19 protein-coding genes and 1 riboswitch are annotated in these 21,058 nt (G+C 56.1%); of the genes, 12 read left to right on the top strand and 7 right to left on the bottom strand.

From position 1 onward, the window contains the following. Positions 1-489: 489 nt before the first annotated feature. Entirely contained in the window at positions 490-2,079 is a 1,590-nt protein-coding gene (gene purH / locus FU672_RS23310) for a bifunctional phosphoribosylaminoimidazolecarboxamide formyltransferase/IMP cyclohydrolase (RefSeq protein WP_148245036.1), read from the top strand. A gap of 15 nt (positions 2,080-2,094) precedes the next feature. Then, on the top strand, positions 2,095-3,387 hold the full coding sequence (gene purD, locus FU672_RS23315) for a phosphoribosylamine--glycine ligase (RefSeq protein ID WP_148245037.1): 1,293 nt from the start codon (positions 2,095-2,097) through the stop codon (positions 3,385-3,387). 81 nt (positions 3,388-3,468) lie between these two features. Here the strand turns inward: purD and FU672_RS23320 are convergent, their stop codons facing one another. From FU672_RS23320 to nudC, 6 genes are all read right to left on the bottom strand, one after another. After that, complete coding sequence (locus FU672_RS23320; RefSeq protein ID WP_033146981.1) at positions 3,469-4,161, bottom strand: DUF1481 domain-containing protein; 693 nt, start codon at positions 4,159-4,161, stop codon at positions 3,469-3,471. Positions 4,162-4,172: 11 nt separating this feature from the next. After that, on the bottom strand, positions 4,173-4,445 hold the full coding sequence (gene hupA / locus FU672_RS23325) for a nucleoid-associated protein HU-alpha (protein WP_002445246.1): 273 nt from the start codon (positions 4,443-4,445) through the stop codon (positions 4,173-4,175). Between the two features lie 186 nt (positions 4,446-4,631). Next, entirely contained in the window at positions 4,632-5,222 is a 591-nt protein-coding gene (locus tag FU672_RS23330; protein WP_023334111.1) for a YjaG family protein, read from the bottom strand. A 41-nt stretch (positions 5,223-5,263) separates the two neighbouring features. Then, entirely contained in the window at positions 5,264-5,935 is a 672-nt protein-coding gene (nfi, locus tag FU672_RS23335) for a deoxyribonuclease V (protein WP_023309979.1), read from the bottom strand. 9 nt (positions 5,936-5,944) lie between these two features. After that, positions 5,945-7,009, bottom strand: a complete 1,065-nt coding sequence (hemE, locus tag FU672_RS23340; RefSeq protein WP_029742041.1) for a uroporphyrinogen decarboxylase — start codon at positions 7,007-7,009, stop codon at positions 5,945-5,947. 38 nt (positions 7,010-7,047) lie between these two features. Next, positions 7,048-7,821, bottom strand: coding sequence for an NAD(+) diphosphatase (nudC, locus tag FU672_RS23345; RefSeq protein ID WP_148245038.1), 774 nt, complete (start codon positions 7,819-7,821; stop codon positions 7,048-7,050). A gap of 95 nt (positions 7,822-7,916) precedes the next feature. Between nudC and rsd the strand changes: the two genes are divergently transcribed. The 10 genes from rsd (at position 7,917) to FU672_RS23395 (ending at position 16,701) form a co-directional block, all read left to right on the top strand. Beyond that, entirely contained in the window at positions 7,917-8,414 is a 498-nt protein-coding gene (gene rsd / locus FU672_RS23350; protein ID WP_148245039.1) for a sigma D regulator, read from the top strand. A gap of 54 nt (positions 8,415-8,468) precedes the next feature. Then, a riboswitch (TPP riboswitch) is annotated at positions 8,469-8,580 on the top strand. Positions 8,581-8,658: 78 nt separating this feature from the next. Beyond that, positions 8,659-10,554 carry a phosphomethylpyrimidine synthase ThiC gene (gene thiC, locus FU672_RS23355; protein ID WP_148245040.1) on the top strand — a complete coding sequence of 632 codons (1,896 nt, stop codon included), beginning with the start codon at positions 8,659-8,661 and terminating at the stop codon, positions 10,552-10,554. Next, the gene (gene thiE / locus FU672_RS23360; RefSeq protein ID WP_148245041.1) at positions 10,554-11,189 is read left to right on the top strand and encodes a thiamine phosphate synthase; all 636 of its coding nucleotides are present in this window, start codon (positions 10,554-10,556) and stop codon (positions 11,187-11,189) included. Before thiC ends, thiE begins: the two co-directional genes overlap by 1 nt. Continuing rightward, on the top strand, positions 11,182-11,937 hold the full coding sequence (locus FU672_RS23365; RefSeq protein WP_148245042.1) for a HesA/MoeB/ThiF family protein: 756 nt from the start codon (positions 11,182-11,184) through the stop codon (positions 11,935-11,937). The genes thiE and FU672_RS23365 overlap by 8 nt, the downstream gene beginning before the upstream one ends. Then, positions 11,849-12,121, top strand: a complete 273-nt coding sequence (gene thiS, locus FU672_RS23370; RefSeq protein WP_508610040.1) for a sulfur carrier protein ThiS — start codon at positions 11,849-11,851, stop codon at positions 12,119-12,121. The genes FU672_RS23365 and thiS overlap by 89 nt, the downstream gene beginning before the upstream one ends. Position 12,122: 1 nt before the next feature. Next, positions 12,123-12,893 (top strand): thiazole synthase, encoded by a 771-nt coding sequence (gene thiG / locus FU672_RS23375; RefSeq protein WP_148245043.1) that lies wholly within the window; start codon positions 12,123-12,125, stop codon positions 12,891-12,893. Then, entirely contained in the window at positions 12,890-14,017 is a 1,128-nt protein-coding gene (gene thiH, locus FU672_RS23380) for a 2-iminoacetate synthase ThiH (RefSeq protein ID WP_148245044.1), read from the top strand. The genes thiG and thiH overlap by 4 nt, the downstream gene beginning before the upstream one ends. Before the next feature lie 336 nt (positions 14,018-14,353). Next, entirely contained in the window at positions 14,354-15,895 is a 1,542-nt protein-coding gene (locus FU672_RS23385; RefSeq protein ID WP_148245045.1) for a sensor domain-containing diguanylate cyclase, read from the top strand. A gap of 180 nt (positions 15,896-16,075) precedes the next feature. Next, positions 16,076-16,384 carry a PTS sugar transporter subunit IIB gene (locus FU672_RS23390; RefSeq protein WP_023334100.1) on the top strand — a complete coding sequence of 103 codons (309 nt, stop codon included), beginning with the start codon at positions 16,076-16,078 and terminating at the stop codon, positions 16,382-16,384. Continuing rightward, complete coding sequence (locus FU672_RS23395) at positions 16,384-16,701, top strand: PTS lactose/cellobiose transporter subunit IIA (RefSeq protein WP_148245046.1); 318 nt, start codon at positions 16,384-16,386, stop codon at positions 16,699-16,701. Before FU672_RS23390 ends, FU672_RS23395 begins: the two co-directional genes overlap by 1 nt. A 58-nt stretch (positions 16,702-16,759) precedes the next feature. On the opposite strand, the gene rpoC is transcribed toward FU672_RS23395, so the two are convergent. Further along, entirely contained in the window at positions 16,760-20,983 is a 4,224-nt protein-coding gene (gene rpoC, locus FU672_RS23400) for a DNA-directed RNA polymerase subunit beta' (protein WP_148245047.1), read from the bottom strand. Between the last annotated feature and the right edge of the window lie 75 nt (positions 20,984-21,058).

A 21,058-nucleotide genomic window follows, 5' to 3' on the forward strand; every position in this document is an offset into this window, starting at 1 on the left:
TTGTCCGGAGACATTAAGAATCCATGTCACTTTGAGTGCCCACACAGATTGTCTGATAAATTGTTAAAGAGCAGTGCAACGCGGCTTTCGCTCACCGTTGCGAGGTGGCGTATATTACGCTTTCCTCTTTCAGAGTCAACCCGTTATTTCAGGATTTTTTTTCTTCAACCGACCGGGTTGTTTGTGAAGTGATTCACATCTGCCGTGTCGATGGAGGCGCATTATAGGGAGTTCTCAGCAGGCCGCAACCGCTAAATGACAGAAAAATGACTGACTGCTGCATTACACAGCAAAACCCCGCCTTATACCCTTTTACACACAGACTTATCCACAATGATACGAAAAAGTGAAAATGTGCGAGCGTTGCGCAAACGTTTTCGTTAAAATGCTCGCGCTTAATAAGGATGCCCCGTCAGGTGTGTTAGATGAGTTTTTCGCAGGAAAATTCATCTAACGCTCTCTGTAATCGTGAAATCCAGGGGATTTACCATGCAACAACGTCGTCCAGTCCGCCGCGCTCTGCTCAGTGTTTCTGATAAAGCCGGTATCGTCGAATTCGCTCAGGCACTTTCTGCACGCGGTGTGGAGCTGCTTTCTACAGGCGGTACCGCTCGCCTGTTAGCAGATAAAGGTCTGCCGGTAACCGAAGTGTCCGATTACACCGGTTTCCCGGAAATGATGGATGGACGCGTCAAAACCCTGCACCCGAAAGTGCACGGCGGTATTCTTGGCCGTCGCGGTCAGGACGACGCCATTATGGAACAGCATGACATCGCGCCAATCGACATGGTGGTTGTTAACCTCTACCCGTTTGCCCAGACCGTTGCCCGCGAAGGCTGTTCTCTGGAAGATGCCGTAGAGAATATTGATATCGGCGGCCCAACCATGGTGCGCTCCGCAGCCAAGAACCATAAAGATGTGGCCATCGTCGTAAAGAGCAGCGATTACGAAACCATTATTAATGAGATGGATGCCAACGAAGGGTCACTGACGCTTGCAACGCGTTTCGACCTCGCCATCAAAGCCTTCGAACACACCGCCGCGTACGACAGCATGATCGCCAACTACTTCGGTAGCCTGGTGCCGGCTTACCACGGTGAAAGCAAAGATCCTTCTGGCCGCTTCCCGCGCACCCTGAACCTGAACTTCATTAAGAAGCAGGATATGCGTTACGGCGAGAACAGCCACCAGCAGGCAGCCTTCTATATAGAAGAAGAGGTAAAAGAAGCCTCTGTTGCGACCGCTCAGCAGGTTCAGGGCAAGGCGCTCTCCTATAACAACATTGCTGACACCGACGCCGCGCTGGAATGCGTGAAAGAGTTCAGCGAGCCGGCCTGCGTTATCGTCAAGCATGCGAACCCATGCGGCGTTGCGGTTAGCACCTCTATTCTGGATGCCTACGATCGCGCCTACAAAACCGACCCAACCTCTGCGTTCGGCGGCATTATCGCCTTCAACCGCGAGCTGGATGCTGAAACCGCACAGGCCATCATCTCCCGCCAGTTTGTCGAAGTGATCATCGCGCCGTCGGCCTCTGAAGAAGCGCTGAAAATCACCGCGGCAAAACAGAACGTGCGCGTACTGGTTTGTGGTCAGTGGGCGGAACGTGTTTCGGGCCTGGACTTCAAACGCGTGAATGGCGGCCTGCTGGTTCAGGATCGCGATTTGGGTATGGTGACAGAAGCCGACCTGCGCGTGGTGACCAAACGTCAGCCAAGCGAACAGGAACTGCGTGACGCGCTGTTCTGCTGGAAGGTCGCGAAGTTCGTCAAATCCAACGCCATCGTCTACGCGAAAGAGAACATGACCATCGGAATAGGTGCAGGCCAGATGAGCCGCGTCTACTCCGCGAAAATCGCGGGTATTAAAGCAGGCGATGAAGGTCTGGAAGTAAAAGGCTCCGCCATGGCTTCTGACGCCTTCTTCCCGTTCCGTGACGGTATCGACGCGGCAGCCGCTGTAGGGATCACCTGTGTGATCCAGCCTGGCGGCTCAATCCGCGACGACGAAGTGATTGCCGCTGCCGACGAACACGGCATTGCGATGATCTTCACCGACATGCGCCACTTCCGTCATTAATTCCCGGAGCTGAAAATGAAAGTATTAGTAATTGGTAACGGCGGACGCGAGCACGCTCTGGCGTGGAAAGCGGCACAGTCTCCGCTGGTGAAAACAGTCTTCGTGGCACCGGGTAACGCCGGTACCGCACTGGAGCCGACTCTACAGAACGTCGCCATTGGCGTAACTGATATCCAGGCGCTGCTGAGCTTTGCTCAGAACGAGAAAATCGATCTGACCATCGTCGGCCCGGAAGCGCCGCTGGTGATTGGCGTCGTTGATGCATTCCGCGCGGCGGGCCTGACCATCTTCGGACCAACGCAAGGTGCCGCGCAGCTGGAAGGCTCCAAAGCCTTCACCAAAGATTTCCTCGCGCGTCATAACATCCCGACGGCGGAATATCAGAACTTCACCGAAGTGGAGCCAGCCCTGGACTACCTGCGTGAAAAAGGCGCGCCGATTGTCATCAAGGCCGACGGTCTGGCCGCCGGTAAAGGCGTGATCGTGGCGATGACGCTCGAAGAAGCGGAAGCCGCAGTTCAGGATATGCTGGCGGGCAACGCCTTTGGCGATGCGGGCCACCGTATCGTGATCGAAGAGTTTCTCGACGGTGAAGAAGCGAGCTTTATCGTGATGGTCGATGGCGAGCATGTTCTGCCGATGGCCACCAGCCAGGACCACAAGCGTGTGGGTAATGGTGATTCCGGCCCGAATACCGGCGGGATGGGCGCTTACTCCCCTGCTCCGGTAGTGACTGACGAAGTACACCAGCGCACCATGGATCGCGTCATCTGGCCAACCGTGAAAGGGATGGCGGCGGAAGGCAACACCTACACCGGTTTCCTTTACGCAGGTCTGATGATCGACAAGCAGGGTAACCCTAAGGTTATCGAATTCAACTGCCGCTTTGGCGATCCGGAAACGCAGCCCATCATGCTGCGCATGAAATCCGATCTGGTGGATCTGTGTCTGGCAGCCTGCGAAGGCAAACTCGACGAGAAAACCTCCGAGTGGGACGAGCGTGCGTCTCTGGGCGTGGTGATTGCTGCGGGTGGTTACCCGGGCAACTACAACACCGGGGATGAGATCCACGGCCTGCCGCTGGAAGAAATTGAAGGTGCGAAGGTGTTCCATGCCGGTACGACGCTGGCTGATGACGATCGTGTCCTCACCAACGGCGGTCGCGTACTGTGTGCAACCGCGCTGGGTCATACCGTGGCAGAAGCACAGAAACGCGCCTATGCGCTGATGGCGGATATTCACTGGAACGGCAGCTTTAGCCGTCAGGATATCGGTTATCGCGCGATTGCGCGTGAGCAGGGCGAGTAATTTCACACCCTCTCCCCGTGGGAGAGGGGATCGTTCGTAGGCCGGATAAGCGTTAGCGCCATCCGGCTTAATCCACAGAATTCAAAAACTCTTCTCTGTCGGCTGCCAGGTGCAGAAATCTTCGTTCGCCACCAGCAGCAGCTGAGAGCCTTCCGGCGCTTCCAGCCACGCCACACTCACCTCCATTGATGAATGACGCTGACGGCGTTGAATGTGTTCTGTTGCCCAGGATTCGAGCTCAGGCTTGACCGTCTGCCCTTCACAGGTTGTCACCGTCCCATCGGCATGCCAGCGCCCCTGGCGCAGCACAACGCGGCCCAGACGAAGCGCATCGCTGGTCTGGCGGATTTGTTCGGCACGATAACGGTAGAGGGCGATTTGATCGCTGGAAAGCTGCTGTTTTTGACCGCTGACTTCGCGCTGCATAAAGCTTAGCTCGCCATGGTCGTCAAAACGCACTTTCACGTGTTCGGGGGTCTTGCTGTAGACGTTCAGTTCAATCAGCGACAGGTCATCTCCCTGCCAGCGATATTCCGCAGTCGACGTATTGCCGTTATGCCACGGGCTGAAGGCAGAAAGCAGATGCACTTCGCCGCCGGAATCTTTGCGCCAGATCCTGACCGCACCCTGGTTGTCCGCGTAACCGCTGGCGGTAAACGGCGGCAGGGAGGTGTCATGGCTGCAGGCGGACAGCAGCAGCATGCCTGCCAGCGCGAGCGTTCCACGCCAGAAAGACAAAAGGGGCGTTGCCGCCCCTTCGCTAAAACTGTTCACTGCCACGCGTCTTACTTAACAGCGTCTTTCAGTGCTTTACCAGAAACAAATGCCGGCACGTTAGCTGCGGCGATTTTGATTTCTTTACCGGTCTGCGGGTTGCGGCCAGTACGCTCAGCGCGGTGGTTCACTTTGAAGGTACCGAAACCAACCAGTTGTACAGCATCACCTTCTTTCAGAGACTCAGTAATAGCAGCCAGGGTAGATTCCAGAGCAGCTTTAGCCTGCACTTTAGACAGATCAGCCTTGTCCGCAATTACATCAATCAGTTGAGTCTTGTTCATAAGTTATCCTTTCAATGTGTTTATCGCTTGCTAAGCATCGAGTGCGACGAAAATGCCAAAAAAGCACTCTCCTGCATACACGCACCGATAGCCACTTTTTTTCGCCCCCCAAATGTAGACCAGACAAGGGGCGAAAGGGAAGAGTCGAGGAGCGACAAAACGGGCGTTATCTCAAGTTTTATTGTCTCATTGGTTAAAAATTATACCAATATTGCTCTCAGCAGCCTCTCGTAAGTCCGCGCGCAGCCCTTTTATCAGCTCAATATCGCGTTCTTCACACTCTGCCAGCAGGCGGAAAATTTCCCACTGAATGTCCCATTCTTGCTCAACCGCCGGGTTCGCACGCAGCTCTTCGTCGGTCATCTCGCGACCTTCCTGGGTCATTTCCAGCATCGCGACGGTCGTAATAGATGCCTTACTGACTTCAATAGCGTGCTCCAGCGTTTCACCGCTCAGACGGGAGTGGAGCAGTTCGCTTAATGCCACACAGGCATCAATCGCCGGGTAAACACCGTACAGGTCAAAATCATCCGCAACCGGAATCGCCTCTTCCAGCTTTTCCAGCTGGGAGTCGAAGTTCACCTTCGCGTCTTTCACCGTCAGCGTTTCCCAGATCAGATCCAGAATGCGGCGGTAGATATGGCCATCACCAAAGCCCGTCTCCTTACAGAACGCGGCATAATTGGGATACATGCGCTCGCACAGGCAAGCCATAAACGTCACGTGCTGCCAGCTTTCAACTTTCTCAAGGCGCAGGTGAATCGGGTTTTGTAACATGATGATCTCTCGAATCGAAAATTAGCCGCAGTTTACCTGAATCATCGCTGAATTTCCTGCCAACGAACAAAAGCCGGACGCGAAGACGCCACGGCGTCTGCCCAGCGCGTCGGCTCCGGCAAGCGGTAGCCCTTCATGCAACGCTGCACCCACGCCAGGGCGCTGTCCATGCTCACCCGGTGCCCGGTGGCGATAAAGAGCGGGTTACAGCGCGCCTTGCTGCGCCAGACCCACGCTAACTGCTCACCTTTATGGATAAGCGGCGCCAGCGCACCCGGCTCGGCAGAAAGAGGTTCAAACGCGCCGCACAGGCGTTTCTTAGCGACGCCAATGGTCGGCACATCCACCAGCAGCCCAAAGTGGCTGGCAACGCCTAAACGTCGCGGGTGTGAGATACCGTGTCCATCGACAAACAGCAGGTCAGGTTTTTGCGAGAGTTGCTCCCACGCTGCCAGCAGCGCGGGATATTCGCGGAAGGAGAGAAAGCCCGGAATGTACGGCATGGTGGTCGCGATACGCGCTACCTTGTACTCCACCAGCTCAAGCGAAGGGTATTTCAGTACCACCATTGCCGCTCGCGTCACTTCTCCACCCTGCTCGAATCCGACGTCGGCTCCGCCAATGTACTGCGGAGGATCCTTATCCAGACGATCCTCGCGGATCACCGATGAGGCCAGTTCGATTTGTTGAGCGCGTAGCGACGCGAGATCCATAACTACTCCTTACTTGTGATACTGGGCAGAAAGCCGATGCACCGCCTCCACAAATACGCCAGCGTGTTCTGGCGGCACATCCTGATGAATGCCGTGGCCGAGGTTAAAGACATGGCCTTCCCCCTGGCCGAAACCAGACAGTATAGTCGACACTTCTTCTTCAATGCGGGCTGGCGGCGCATAGAGCATGGACGGGTCCATATTGCCCTGCAGCGCCACTTTGTCGCCCACGCGGCGGCGGGCATCGGCAATATCGGTCGTCCAGTCGAGGCCCAGCGCGTCGCAGCCGGTTGCCGCCATCGCTTCCAGCCACTGACCGCCACCTTTGGTGAACAGCGTCACCGGCACGCGACGACCTTCGTTTTCACGCAGCAGGCCGTCGACGATTTTGTGCATGTAATACAGGGAGAACTGCTGATAATCGCGCCCGGTCAGCACGCCGCCCCAGGTATCGAAGATCATCACCGACTGCGCGCCCGCCTTAATCTGCGCGTTCAGGTAGAGGGTGACGCTCTTCGCCAGCTTGTCGAGCAGCGCATGCAGGGCCAGCGGCTCGGCGTACATCATCTTTTTAATCATGGTGAAGGCTTTGCTGCTGCCCCCTTCAACCATATAGGTCGCCAGCGTCCATGGGCTGCCGGAGAAGCCAATCAGCGGCACTTCACCTTTCAGCTCACGGCGAATGGTGCGTACGGCGTTCATCACATAGCCCAGCTCGCCTTCCGGATCGGGGATCGGCAGCTTATCCACATCGGCTTTGCTTTTGATGGGGGAGGTGAAACGCGGGCCTTCGCCGGTTTCGAAGTACAGGCCAAGGCCCATTGCATCCGGAATAGTCAGAATATCCGAGAAGAGGATCGCAGCATCCAGCGGGAAGCGGCGCAGCGGCTGGAGCGTCACTTCGCAGGCCAGCTCGGCGTTTTTGCACAGCGACATAAAATCGCCCGCCTGCGCGCGCGTGGCTTTGTACTCTGGCAGATAGCGTCCCGCCTGGCGCATCATCCACACCGGGGTGACATCAACGGGCTGGCGCAGCAGCGCACGCAGATAACGATCGTTCTTCAGTTCGGTCATTTTTGCAGTTCCTTAAGCGTCATGGCCTCAGTGTAACACTACTCATACTCGGCCCGACACAGTGCCACGGTATCTTCTATCAACCGGCGCGCCACGGTGCCTGGCGGGGGGAGCAACGGTAAATCGTCATAGCGATACCAGTTCGCTTCCAGCAGCTCTTTCTGATCGATAACAATCTCGCCGCTGTCGTATTCAGCCATAAACGCGGTCATCAACGACATCGGGAACGGCCACGGCTGAGAGGTGACATAGCGCAGGTTTTTAACCTTGATGCTGCTCTCTTCCATCACCTCGCGCGCCACCGCCTGCTCCAGCGTTTCGCCCACTTCGACGAAGCCGGCCAGCACGGTGTGAATGCCGTTGCGATGGCGGGTATGCTGCGCCAGCAGGATGGAATCCTCCCGACGGATAGCGACGATGATGCACGGCGCAATCTGCGGATAGTAGCGTTCGCGGCAGTGGCTGCAGAGCATCGCCCACTCGGTTTTGCTCGGGCGCATGGTATGACCGCAGTAGCCACAGTATTTATGCGAGCGGTAAAACTCTGCCAGCTGCACGCCGCGCCCCGCCAGCTGGAACAGCCCTACGTCCAGATCCAGCACCTGGCGCACAGATCCCATATCCTGGCGGCGGGGCTGTTGGATCAACCACACGGGCTCCCCCTGCCACTCGCCGATCTTTAGCGCTGGCTGGCCAACAAGATCGAACGCCTCAGCTGTGCCATAGGGGATTTCCCCGGCAGGGAGCCATAATTTTTGTTCGTGACTGACGATCCACCAACCAAGATCTGATTTTTCAATAATACGATCCATATCTATTGCACTACCTTCGCTTCACTGACATGTTGTTAGCATTGTGGTTACATTCTGGATAAGCAGATTCAATCCTACATTTTGCGGAGTCGACCATGTTAAACCAGTTGGAAAGCCTGACTGAGCGCGTTAGAGGAAGTAACAAACTGGTGGATCGCTGGCTACATGTGCGCAAGCATCTACTCGTGGCTTATTACAATCTGGTCGGTATTAAGCCTGGCAAAGAATCGTTTATGCGACTGAATGAAAAAGCGCTGGATGATTTTTGTCAGGGCCTGGTCGACTATCTGTCCGACGGCCATTTCAATATTTATGAACGCATTATCCGCGAAATGGAAGGGACAACACCGTATTTAGCGGCCAGCAAGCTCTATCCGCTGCTGGAAGCCAACACCCAGCAGATCATGGATTACTATGATTCCGCGCTCGAGAACGCCATCGATCACGATAACTATCTTGAGTTCCAGCGGGCGCTATCCGACCTCGGTGAAGCGCTGGAAGAGCGATTCACGCTGGAAGATAAGCTGATCGCCCTCGTACTGGACAATGATTTGAACATCACTAACGAAGAGAACGTCGCGCGCCCTGCTTGAGTTCTTCATCGTTAACGAGTAATTTACAACCATTCGCCCCTCTCACGAGGGGGATTTTTCTTGTCGGAGTGCCCAGCGCCTGAAAGCGCGGGCTGAGACCGTTAATTCGGGATCCGCGGAACCTGATCAGGCTAATACCTGCGAAGGGAACAAGAGTCACACTGCTGTTGTATCGCCTGAGGGCGATCCTCTCTTGCTTCATCCGTCGTCTGACAAGCCATGTCCTTCACTTTTGGAATGAGCTATGTCTACTGCAAAACTGACCCGCCGCGAACAGCGCGCACAGGCCCAACACTTCATCGACACGCTGGAAGGCACCGCTTTCCCGAACTCTAAACGCATCTACATTTCCGGTTCGCAGGCCGATATCCGCGTCCCAATGCGCGAAATCCAGCTCAGCCCGACGCTTATCGGCGGCAGCAAAGATAACCCGCAGTATGAAGACAACGAAGCCGTGCCGGTGTATGACACCTCCGGTCCGTACGGCGATCCATCTGTTACGATCAACGTCCAGCAGGGTCTGGCTAAGCTGCGCCAGCCGTGGATTGACGCGCGTGATGACAGCGAAGCGCTAAACGAGCAAAGCTCAGCCTATACCAAAGCGCGCCTGGCCGACGACGGTCTGGACGAGCTGCGCTTTACCGGCCTGCTGACGCCAAAACGCGCTAAAGCGGGCAAATGCGTGACCCAGCTGCACTACGCGCGCCAGGGCATCGTCACACCGGAGATGGAGTTCATCGCCATCCGCGAAAACATGGGTCGCGAGCGCATCCGTAGCGAAGTGCTGCGCTATCAGCATCCGGGTGAAGGCTTTGGCGCTCGCCTGCCGGAGAACATTACGCCGGAATTTGTGCGTGACGAAGTGGCCGCAGGCCGCGCGATTATCCCCGCCAACATCAACCACCCGGAATCCGAGCCGATGATTATTGGCCGCAACTTCCTGGTGAAGGTCAATGCGAACATCGGTAACTCGGCCGTCACCTCCTCCATTGAAGAAGAGGTGGAAAAGCTGGTCTGGTCCACGCGCTGGGGCGCGGACACGGTAATGGATCTCTCCACCGGCCGCTATATTCACGAAACCCGCGAGTGGATCCTGCGTAACAGTCCGGTACCGATTGGCACCGTTCCGATTTATCAGGCGCTGGAGAAAGTCAACGGCATTGCCGAAGACCTCACCTGGGAAGCGTTCCGCGACACGCTGCTGGAACAGGCTGAACAGGGTGTGGACTACTTCACCATTCACGCGGGCGTGCTGCTGCGCTACGTGCCGATGACGGCGAAACGTCTGACCGGTATCGTCTCGCGCGGCGGCTCCATCATGGCGAAGTGGTGCCTGTCCCATCATCAGGAAAACTTCCTCTACGAACACTTCCGTGAAATTTGCGAAATCTGCGCCGCGTACGATGTCTCTCTGTCGCTGGGCGATGGCCTGCGCCCGGGCTCCATCCGCGATGCCAACGATGAAGCGCAGTTTGCCGAGCTGCATACGCTGGGCGAACTGACCAAAATCGCCTGGGAGTATGACGTGCAGGTGATGATTGAAGGTCCGGGACACGTGCCGATGCAGATGATCCGCCGCAACATGACTGAGGAGCTGGAGCACTGCCACGAAGCGCCGTTCTATACCCTGGGGCCGTTGACCACCGATATTGCGCCAGGCTATGACCACTTCACGTCAGGGATTGGCGCGGCGATGATCGGCTGGTTCGGCTGCGCCATGCTCTGCTACGTGACGCCGAAAGAGCACCTCGGCCTGCCAAACAAAGAGGACGTGAAGCAGGGGCTGATCACCTACAAAATTGCCGCCCACGCGGCGGATCTGGCCAAAGGCCACCCGGGCGCGCAAATCCGCGATAACGCCATGTCGAAGGCGCGCTTTGAATTCCGCTGGGAAGACCAGTTCAACCTGGCGCTGGATCCGTTCACCGCCCGCGCCTATCACGACGAGACCCTGCCGCAGGAATCCGGCAAAGTTGCCCACTTCTGCTCCATGTGCGGGCCAAAATTCTGCTCAATGAAAATTAGCCAGGAGGTGCGCGACTACGCCGCCGCGCAAACCATTGAAGTGGGTATGGCGGACATGTCTGAAACCTTCCGCGCCAAAGGCGGCGAAATCTACCTCAAAAAAGAGGAGGCGTAATGTACCAGCCCGATTTCCCACCCGTTCCCTACCGTTTAGGGCTCTATCCGGTGGTGGACAGCGTGGAGTGGATAGAGCGACTGCTGGAGGCTGGCGTTCGCACCCTCCAGCTGCGCATCAAGGATAAACGCGATGACGAGGTGGAAGCCGATGTGGTTACCGCCATCGCGCTTGGGCGTCGGCATAACGCCCGCCTGTTTATCAACGACTACTGGCGGCTGGCCGTTAAGCACCAGGCTTACGGCGTACATCTGGGCCAGGAGGATCTGGAAACAACGGATCTGAGCGCTATCCGCGAAGCCGGGCTGCGCCTTGGCGTTTCAACACACGATGACATGGAGATCGACGTGGCCCTGGCGGCTCGTCCCTCCTACATCGCCCTCGGCCACGTTTTCCCGACGCAAACCAAGCAGATGCCCTCCGCACCGCAAGGGCTGACGCAGCTGGCGAGTCACGTTAAACGCCTTGCCGATTACCCGACCGTCGCCATTGGCGGAATCAGCCTTGAACGTGCCCCGGCGGTGCTGGAGACCGGCGCAGGCAGTATCGCCGTCGTTAGCGCCATCACCCAGGCCGCAGACTGGCGGTCCGCCACCGAACAGCTGTTACAGCTGGCAGGAGCAGGCGATGAATGACCGCGATTTTATGCGCTACAGCCGTCAGATCCTGCTGGAAGATATCGCCATCGACGGACAGCAAAAGCTGCTCGCCAGCCGGGTGCTGATTGTCGGTCTGGGCGGATTAGGCGCGCCCGCCGCGCTTTATCTGGCAGGCGCAGGTATCGGTACGCTGGTGCTGGCCGATGACGACGAGGTTCACCTCAGCAACCTGCAGCGACAAATCCTCTTTACCACCGAGGATATCAACCAGCCGAAAGCGCAAATCACCCGGCAGCGCCTGAACCAGCTCAACCCGGATATCGCGTTGATTGCCCTGGAGGATCGGCTCAGCGGTGAAAGCCTGCGCCGTGAAGTCGCCCTTGCCGACGTGGTGCTGGACTGCACGGACAACATGGCGACACGCCAGGCGATTAATGCCGCCTGCGTGGCAAATAACACGCCGCTTATCACCGCCAGCGCGGTGGGTTTCGGCGGGCAGATGATGGTCCTGACCCCGCCGTGGTCACAGGGCTGCTATCGCTGCCTGTGGCCAGATGATGCCGAGCCGACGCGCAACTGCCGTACGGCGGGTATTCTTGGTCCGGTGGTCGGTGTAATGGGCACAATGCAGGCGCTTGAAGCCATCAAGCTACTCAGCGGCATGGAAACGGAACGCAATACGCTGCGGCTGTTTGATGCCCGCTCCAGCGGCTGGCGCCATCTGGCGTTGCACCGCGCCAGCCGCTGCCCGGTATGCGGAGGTCGCGATGCGCATTCTGTTTAACGATGAGCCGATGAGATGCGACGACGGGCTCACCGTTGCGGTACTGCTCGACAAGCTGCGTCAGCTCAAGCCGGGAACGGCGCTGGCGCTCAATCAACAGATCCTGCCGCGCGAGCAGTGGGAACATCAGCAGGTCAATGACGGCGACCAGATCCTGCTGTTTCAGGTTATCGCAGGGGGCTGAGATGTTACGTATTGCCGACAAAGTCTTTGATTCACATCTGTTTACCGGAACCGGAAAATTCGCCTCGCCGCAGCTGATGGTGGATGCCATTCGCGAAAGCGGCAGCCAACTGGTGACGCTGGCGCTCAAACGCGTGGATCTGCGTCATCACAGCGATGCCATTCTGGCTCCTTTACTGGCGGCAGGCGTCACGCTGTTGCCCAACACCTCCGGCGCGAAAACAGCCGAAGAGGCGATTTTTGCCGCGCAACTGGCCCGCGAGGCGCTCGGTACCCGCTGGCTGAAGCTGGAAATTCATCCGGACGCCCGCTGGCTGCTGCCCGACCCGATTGAAACACTGAAAGCGGCTGAAAAGCTGGTGCAGCAAGGGTTTACCGTCCTGCCTTACTGCGGCGCCGACCCTGTCCTGTGCAAACGGCTGGAAGAGGTCGGCTGCGCCGCCGTCATGCCGCTGGGAGCACCCATTGGCTCCAACCAGGGGCTGGAAACCCGCGCGATGCTGGAAATCATTATTGAGCAGGCTACCGTGCCGGTGGTGGTTGATGCAGGTATTGGCGTGCCCAGCCATGCCGCACAGGCACTGGAGATGGGTGCCGACGCGGTGCTGGTCAACACGGCCATCGCGGTTGCCGACGATCCGGTCATGATGGCGCGTGCGTTCCGCATGGCCGTAGAGGCCGGTCTGCTGGCAAGGGAATCCGGCCCCGGCTCGCGCAGTTTCCAGGCGCAGGCCACCAGCCCGCTGACCGGTTTTCTGGAGGCGATCTCATGAGCACATTTACCGAGCGCTGGCGGCAGCTTAGCTGGGACGATATTGCCCTGCGCATCAACAGCAAAACGGCGGCTGACGTGGAGCGCGCGCTGCATGCCAGCCATCTGACCCGCGAGGATTTGATGGCTCTGCTCTCCCCGGCGGCCAGCGCGTACCTCGAACCGATGGCCCAGCGAGCACAGCGGCTCACCCGCCAGCGTTTTGGCAACACGGTGAGTTTCTACGTGCCGCTTTATCTCTCAAACCTGTGCGCCAATGACTGCACCTACTGCGGCTTCTCCATGAGCAACCGCATCAAGCGTAAAACGCTCGATGACGGTGAGATTGCCCGTGAGTGTGCGGCCATTCGTGAAATGGGCTTTGAGCATCTTCTGCTGGTCACGGGCGAACATCAGGGAAAAGTAGGAATGGACTATTTCCGTCAGCACCTTCCCGCCATTCGTCGTCAGTTTGCGTCGTTGCAGATGGAAGTGCAGCCTCTGGCGCAGGAGGAATACGCGGAGCTCAAAACCCTCGGGCTGGACGGGGTCATGGTCTACCAGGAAACCTACCACGAGGCGACGTACGCCCGGCACCACCTGAAGGGCAAGAAACAGGATTTCTTTTTCCGGCTGGAAACGCCGGACAGATTGGGTCGCGCGGGCATCGACAAAATCGGTCTGGGTGCGCTGATCGGGCTATCTGACAGCTGGCGGGTGGATTGTTACATGGTGGCGGAACATTTGCTGTGGCTCCAGCAGCACTACTGGCAGAGCCGTTATTCCATCTCCTTCCCGCGGCTGAGACCTTGCGCGGGAGGGATTGAACCGGCTTCGCTGATGGATGAACGCCAGCTGGTGCAGACCATCTGCGCGTTTCGCCTGCTCGCCCCGGAAGTTGAATTATCGCTCTCAACGCGTGAGTCCCCGGCATTTCGCGATCGCGTTATCCCGCTTGCGATTAACAACGTCAGCGCGTTTTCCAAAACGCAGCCTGGCGGCTACGCCGACGATCATCCTGAGCTGGAGCAGTTTGTGCCGCATGACGGACGACGTCCGGAAGCGGTCGCCGCAGCCCTGACGGCGCAGGGTCTTCAGCCTGTCTGGAAAGACTGGGATAGCTGGCTGGGAAGATCCTCGCAATGACGTTGAAACGCACTGCAACACCATAAAAAATTGCCGAGGCGCTACGAAAAGGTAAAACCGGAGGATTGTCAGCAATCGTCCGGTTTTTTATTGTCACACGGTCAGCAACGGATGCTGACCAGGGTGAAAAGCTTCTTCCTCGTTTCGCCCTGCCTCTGGTTCATTGCACAAACGGCCCCAACCCCTTGAATAAGTATTTTCTTAATGGTTCTTAAGATAAATCATCCCGTCAGAAATCATGTGCCGTATAATTCACCGCTAACCGCAGGACAGCGACTATGCTGAGAGGATATCGGCAGACGAAAAGTATTCACCATCAGGAACGATGTACAGCCCATGGCACTTCACAGCAAAAAGCTCTCTTTTACCCGGCCAATCATGCTCAGCTTCGCGGGGATCCTCTGCAGTTTTGCGGTGATCGCGGTCGCGGTGACGCTTTCGCAACGAAAGGATTTTCTTGAGGATTATCATAAGATCAATAGCAATTTCACGCACAACCTGGCGGTGAACTACACCGAGTCTATCCTGCGTGAAAACGACTATATTCTGGGCCGTTCCGCGATGTACTTTTCGCGTAACGACAGGCTAAACGAGACGCTCAACGTCAACCCGACACAAGGGCTGCAGATGATGATGCATTTGCAGAACCTGATGCCGACCGTGTCCTCCATCTCGCTGGCAGACACGCAGGGGCATTATCTCCGCGCACCGGAAGTGCTCCCCACGGAGAAGAATAAAACCTTCGATCCCCGGACGCGGCCGTGGTTTGTCGCTCAGGCCGAAGCCAGTATCTTCAGCCACTATACTCGCCCCTACATGGACTACTTCACCGGCCATCCGACGGTCACACTCTATAAACCCTTGATTTCACCGGAAGGCAGGCTGAAGGGAACGATCGCGTTTCATCTCGATTTGACGTCAATGGGCTACACCCTGCGTCAGATGGTGGCGCCCGTTCAGGGGGAATTCTTCGTCGTCGAACGCGACGGCGCCGTTGTGCTTCACCCGGATACAGGCGCGCTCTTCAAACAGTACGTAAGCGAAGCGCTGATGGACAAAATGACCAGCGGCGAAGGTCACCTTTACGACAAGAAAAGCAACGCCTGGTATTACTACTACTCGTTTACCAATCCGGACTGGTTTGTCATCTACCGGGTCTCTGGCGAGACGCTCACCGATATCACCCGCCACGAAACGACGATTGTTGGCTGGGGGTTTGCGCTGGCAGCCATCATCATCATCCTCTTCGGCTTATACCTCCGCCACGCCTCGCGTAGCGTGCTGATGCACATTATCAATGCCATCAAAACCGGCGATGTCAGCGAAGCGCCGCGACTGGAAGCGATGCTGAGCCACACGATCCAGTCCAATAAAGAGCGTGAGATGGCGTATGTACGGCAGGCCACTTACGATGCGCTAACGGGCTGTAAAAACCGCCGCGCATTCGATAGCGATATCGCGGAGCTGCTGAATGCCCATCAGCCTTTCGCGATGGCGCTGGTGGATATTGATAATTTTAAATCGATTAACGATACGCTGGGCCACCTGACCGGTGATATCGTTCTGCGCAACGTGGCCCGCGAAGGGATCCAGATCATGCAGCCACATCACGTCTCGCTTTACCGTTATGGTGGAGAAGAGTTTGCGGTAATTTTTCAGGCTGAGCAGATGACGTCTGCGCTGTCATTACTGGAAGCATGGCGTACCGCTGTTGAAAAACGCGTCTGGCGAGAAGAAAACCTGCGGGTGACGTTCAGCGGCGGTCTTGGGGAGTGGCATTTTGAACCGCTGGAGCAATTTGTCGGAAGCGTTGATAACGCCCTCTACAGCGCCAAACAGCAGGGCAAAAACCGCATTAATCGAACGTCCATCAGCTAATCCTCCCTCTTTCACCCTGCCCGTTTCGACGGGCCGGGTACCCGACAATGCAAAATTGTAACCGGTTTCAGAAAATCACCGGTTTCTTTGTGATGCCTGACACACATTAGCGGTAAACCGGTTGTTGAAGCGGTCTGCACGGGATAATTATCAATAAACACATGTAGATCGAGGCTGATTATGAAGAACATCGTTTTATGCTGTGCAGCGGGAATGTCAACCAGCATGCTGGTTCAACGTATGAAAGACGCCGCGCAGAAAAAAGGGGTTGAAGTCACCATTAAAGCCGTTCCGGTTGCGGAGTTTAAAGACAACATCGCGACGGCCGACATCGTATTACTGGGGCCACAGGTTAAATACGAGCAAGCTAAACTCCAGGCACAGGCCGAGCCGCTGGGTAAAAAGGTCGCGGTGATCGACATGATGGATTACGGCATGATGAAAGGTGATGCCGTACTGGAAAAAGCGCTTAAACTTCTGGAGTCATAATGGAAGACTTAGAAACCACGATTATGGAACTGCTGGTCAACGCAGGCGCGGCACGCAGTGCGGCCCTGACGGCATTACAGATGGCGCGTAAAGGTGAGTTTGACGAAGCAGAAAAAGCGATGGAAGAGTCGCGCGAATATGTGAAACATGCGCACACGATCCAGACGCAGCTTATCGGTCTTGACGAAGGGACCGGGAAACTTCCGGTTAACCTGATCACCGTCCACTCTCAGGATCACCTGATGAACGCGATGGTCATTCAGGATCTGGCGGGCGACATGATCGAGCTTTATCGACGCATTCCGTTGATTAACTGAAAATATTCAGATGTAAAAAAACCCGCCGAAGCGGGTTTTTTATTTATGGCCTCAACGATTACTCGTTGTCGGAACCGCCCAGACCTGCGTTCAGCAGCTCTGCCAGGCTCGCGGATGCATCTTCTGCAGTCACCTGCGGTGCAGCTGGCAGTTCGCCCGCAGCACGACGACGCATACGATCCTGGTGGTACGCATAACCGGTACCTGCCGGGATCAGACGACCCACGATAACGTTCTCTTTCAGACCGCGCAGTTCATCACGTTTACCTGCAACAGCGGCTTCGGTCAGGACACGAGTCGTTTCCTGGAACGATGCTGCAGAGATGAAGGACTCGGTTGCCAGAGACGCTTTGGTGATACCCAGCAGATCGCGTGCATAGGTTGCACCGATTTTGCCGTTCGCTTCCAGATCGCGGTTAGCGATCTTAACGCGAGAGTATTCAACCTGTTCGCCTTCCAGGAACTCGGAGCTGCCTGCGTTTTCGATGGTTGCTTTACGCAGCATCTGACGAACGATAACTTCAATGTGCTTATCGTTAATCTTAACGCCCTGCAGACGGTAAACGTCCTGTACTTCGTTGGTGATGTAACGCGTTACCGCGTGTACGCCACGAAGACGCAGAATGTCGTGCGGTGCTTCTGGACCATCGGAAACCACGTCACCACGTTCTACACGTTCACCTTCGAACACGTTGAGCTGACGCCACTTAGGAATCATCTCTTCGTACGGTTCGCTGCCATCTACTGGAGTGATAACCAGACGGCGTTTCCCTTTGGTCTCTTTACCGAAGGAAATGATACCGCTGATTTCAGCCAGAATTGCAGGCTCTTTCGGACGACGTGCTTCGAACAGGTCCGCAACGCGTGGCAGACCACCGGTGATGTCCTTGGTACCGCTGGATTCCTGTGGAATACGCGCCAGAGCATCACCTGCACCGATCTGAATGCCATCTTCCAGCTGAACGATCGCTTTACCCGGCAGGAAGTACTGCGCAGGCATGTCGGTACCCGGGATCAGAACGTCGTTACCCTGAGCATCAACGATTTTCAGTGCAGGACGCAGATCTTTACCACCGGTAGTACGTTCAGCAGAATCCAGAACCACCAGAGAAGACAGACCGGTCAGCTCGTCGGTCTGACGAGTAATGGTCTGGCCGTCGATCATGTCAGTGAAGCGGATGAAACCACTTACTTCGGTGATAACCGGCATGGTGTGTGGATCCCAGTTTGCAACGGTTTCACCGCCGGCAACCTGCTCGCCATCACCTTTCGCCATAACCGCACCGTAAGGCACTTTATAGCTCTCTTTGGTACGACCGAATTCGTCGATCAGCTTCAGCTCGGTGTTACGAGAGGTCACAACCAGCTTGCCTGCAGAGTTAACAACAGACTTCGCGTTGCTGAGCTTGATGCTACCTTTGTTTTTCACCTGGATGCTGGATTCAGCAGCCGCACGAGATGCCGCACCACCGATGTGGAACGTACGCATCGTCAGCTGTGTACCCGGCTCACCGATGGACTGTGCCGCGATAACGCCGATTGCTTCACCTTTGTTGATGATGTGGCCACGCGCCAGGTCACGACCATAGCAGTGCGCACATACACCAAAGTCGGTGTCACAGGATACAACGGAACGTACTTTCACGGAGTCAACAGAGTTCGCTTCCAGCAGGTCACACCAGTGCTCGTGCAGCAGCGTGTTGCGTGGAACCAGAATATCTGCAGTGCCCGGCTTCAGAATGTCTTCCGCAGTCACACGACCCAGAACGCGATCGCGCAGTGGCTCTTTAACATCACCACCCTCGATAACCGGGGTCATGGTGATACCTTCGAGGGTGCCACAATCGTCTTCGGTCACAACCAGATCCTGCGCAACGTCAACCAGACGACGCGTCAGATAACCGGAGTTCGCGGTTTTCAGTGCGGTATCCGCCAGACCCTTACGAGCACCGTGCGTGGAGATGAAGTACTGGAGTACGTTCAGACCTTCACGGAAGTTCGCGGTGATTGGCGTTTCGATGATGGAGCCATCTGGCTTCGCCATCAGACCACGCATACCTGCCAGCTGACGAATCTGTGCTGCGGAACCACGCGCACCGGAGTCGGCCATCATGTAGATGCTGTTGAAGGAAACCTGCTGCTCTTCTACGCCGTCACGGTTAATCACGGTTTCGGTCTGCAGGTTATCCATCATCGCTTTGGATACACGATCGTTCGCCGCTGCCCAGATATCGATAACTTTGTTATAGCGTTCGCCCGCGGTAACCAGACCAGACTGGAACTGCTCCTGGATCTCAGCAACTTCAGCTTCCGCTTCAGAGATGATCTCGTGTTTCTTCTCTGGGATGACCATGTCATCGATACCAACAGATGCACCTGAACGCGCTGCATAAGCAAAGCCGGTATACATTGTCTGGTCAGCGAAGATAACGGTCGGCTTCAGACCCAGAATGCGGTAACAGGTGTTCAGCATTTTGGAGATCGCTTTCTTGCCCAGCGCCTGGTTGACGATGGAGAAAGGCAGACCTTTCGGTACGATCATCCACAGAATCGCACGACCAACGGTCGTGTCTTTGATGCTGGTTTTCGCAACGAATTCGCCGTTTTCATCTTTTTCGTATTCGGTGATACGCACTTTAACGCGCGCATGCAGAGAGGCCAGGCCAGCGCGATAAATACGCTCAGCTTCTTTCGGGCCAGTCAGCACCATGCCTTCGCCTTTGGCGTTAACACAGTCACGGGTCATGTAGTACAGACCCAATACAACGTCCTGAGAAGGAACGATGATAGGTTCACCGTTCGCTGGGGACAGGATGTTGTTGGTAGACATCATCAGCGCACGCGCTTCGAGCTGGGCTTCCAGCGTCAGCGGTACGTGAACAGCCATCTGGTCACCATCGAAGTCGGCGTTATAGGCCGCACAAACCAGCGGGTGCAGCTGGATAGCTTTACCTTCGATCAGGACTGGCTCAAATGCCTGGATACCCAAACGGTGCAGGGTTGGTGCACGGTTCAGCAGTACCGGGTGTTCGCGGATAACTTCGTCCAGGATATCCCAAACGACAGCTTCTTCACGCTCAACCATTTTCTTAGCGGCTTTGATGGTGGTGGCGAGGCCACGCAGTTCCAGCTTGCCGTAGATGAACGGTTTGAACAGCTCCAGTGCCATTTTCTTCGGCAGACCGCACTGATGCAGACGCAGGTATGGACCTACGGTGATTACAGAACGACCGGAGTAGTCAACACGCTTACCGAGCAGGTTCTGACGGAAACGACCCTGTTTACCTTTGATCATGTCGGCCAAAGATTTCAGAGGACGTTTGTTAGAACCGGTGATCGCACGACCGCGACGACCGTTATCCAGCAGGGCATCTACCGCTTCCTGCAGCATACGTTTTTCGTTGCGTACGATGATGTCCGGCGCAGCCAGATCCAGCAGACGTTTCAGACGGTTGTTACGGTTAATAACGCGACGATACAGATCGTTCAGATCGGACGTTGCGAAACGACCACCATCCAGCGGAACCAGTGGACGCAGATCTGGCGGCAGAACCGGCAGAACGGTCAGGATCATCCACTCTGGTTTGTTACCAGACTGAACGAACGCTTCCAGCAGTTTGATACGCTTGGTCAGCTTTTTACGTTTGGTTTCGGAGTTGGTTTCGTTCAGCTCTTCGCGCAGCTGCTCGCACTCTTGCTCCAGATCCATGCTCTTCAGCAGGGCCTGAATAGCTTCCGCACCCATCTTCGCGTCGAATTCGTCACCGAACTCTTCCAGCGCGTCCAGATACTGCTCTTCAGTCAGGATCTGATGACGTTCCAGGTTCGTCATCCCGCCTTCGATAACCACATAAGATTCGAAGTACAGAACACGTTCGATATCGCGCAGCGGCATATCCAGCAGCAGACCGATACGGGACGGCAGAGATTTCAGGAACCAGATGTGAGCGGTCGGAGACGCCAGCTCGATGTGGCCCATGCGCTCACGACGCACTTTGGTCTGGGTCACTTCAACGCCGCACTTCTCACAGATCACACCACGGTGTTTCAGGCGCTTGTACTTACCGCACAGGCACTCGTAATCTTTTACTGGCCCGAAAATACGCGCACAGAAAAGGCCGTCACGCTCAGGTTTGAACGTACGGTAGTTGATGGTTTCCGGCTTTTTAACTTCACCGAAAGACCATGAACGGATCATGTCTGGCGAAGCCAGAGCAATTTTGATCGCATCAAACTCTTCGGTTTTAGTCTGCGCTTTCAGAAACTTTAATAAATCTTTCACGGATTTGCTCCCGTCGGAGTTAGCACAATCTGGTGCCGAGGATTAACCCGGCACCAGTGACCTGTTTGAGCGAGA

This window comes from Enterobacter asburiae (assembly GCF_008080435.1).
GTDB classification, from domain to species: Bacteria; Pseudomonadota; Gammaproteobacteria; order Enterobacterales; family Enterobacteriaceae; genus Enterobacter; species Enterobacter asburiae_C.